At 46.6% G+C, this 1,283-nt stretch carries 1 protein-coding gene; it reads right to left on the bottom strand.

Going from position 1 to position 1,283, the window contains the following annotated elements; all coding sequences use genetic code 11:
- Positions 1 to 92: 92 nt before the first annotated feature.
- Positions 93 to 1,283 carry an elongation factor Tu gene (gene tuf, locus ACERC6_RS10235; RefSeq protein ID WP_284673437.1) on the bottom strand — a complete coding sequence of 397 codons (1,191 nt, stop codon included), beginning with the start codon at positions 1,281 to 1,283 and terminating at the stop codon, positions 93 to 95.

Raw genomic sequence — 1,283 nt, 5'->3', positions numbered from 1 at the left:
TTTACCACCCAACCAAAAACCCCCACCATCTCTGGCAGGGGTTTTGGGTTAAAGCTGATGCTTTGTTTTGGTTTGTGTTGGTTTGTTAAAGATTAGCCTTTAACATTAGCAACAACACCAGCACCTACAGTACGACCACCTTCACGGATAGCGAAGCGTAGACCTTTGTCCATAGCGATTGGGTGGATAAGCTCAACACTCATCTCAACGTTGTCGCCAGGCATAACCATTTCAGTACCTTCTTGTAGAGTGATGGCACCAGTTACGTCAGTAGTACGGAAGTAGAATTGTGGGCGATAGCCATTTAGGAATGGCGTGTGACGACCACCTTCTTCTTTTGATAGTACGTATACTTCTGCGTCAAATTGAGTGTGCGGAGTGATTGAACCTGGCTTAGCAAGTACTTGACCACGCTGAACTTCTTCACGCTTAGTACCACGAAGTAGTACACCGCAGTTCTCGCCAGCACGACCTTCGTCTAGTAGCTTACGGAACATTTCAACACCAGTACAGGTAGTCTTAGCAGTGTCTTTGATACCAACGATTTCAACTTCATCACCAACTTTGATGATACCAGACTCAACACGACCAGTTACAACAGTACCACGACCAGAGATTGAGAATACATCTTCGATTGGCATTAGGAATGGACGATCGATGTCACGCTCTGGCTCTGGGATATAGCTGTCTAGAGTGTCTAGTAGCTCAAGGATAGCTGGTTCGCCATATTGACCTTGATCACCGTTTAGACCTAGTAGTGCAGAACCTTTGATGATTGGTGTGTCATCACCTGGGAAGTCGTAGTCAGATAGAAGTTCACGCACTTCCATTTCTACTAGCTCTAGTAGCTCTTCGTCATCAACAAGGTCACACTTGTTCATGAATACCATGATGTATGGTACGCCAACCTGACGAGATAGTAGGATGTGCTCACGAGTTTGTGGCATTGGGCCGTCAGTTGCAGCAACAACCAAGATGGCACCGTCCATTTGAGCTGCACCAGTGATCATGTTTTTAACATAGTCAGCGTGACCTGGGCAGTCTACGTGTGCGTAGTGACGAGCTTGAGTGTCGTATTCAATGTGAGAAGTGTTAATGGTAATGCCACGTGCTTTTTCTTCAGGAGCTGAGTCAATAGCAGCGTAGTCTTTAGCTTCACCACCGTGGTGCTTAGCAGCAACAGTAGCGATAGCAGCAGTTAGTGTGGTTTTACCGTGGTCAACGTGACCGATGGTGCCTACGTTTACGTGTGGTTTGTTACGTTCGAACTTGGCTTTGGCCAT

The organism is Moraxella sp. E33BD (assembly GCF_041807865.1).
Classification (GTDB): Bacteria; Pseudomonadota; Gammaproteobacteria; order Pseudomonadales; family Moraxellaceae; genus Moraxella; species Moraxella haemolytica.
Note: the sequence above shows the minus strand (reverse complement) of the source record. Positions and strands in the feature narration are given on the sequence as shown.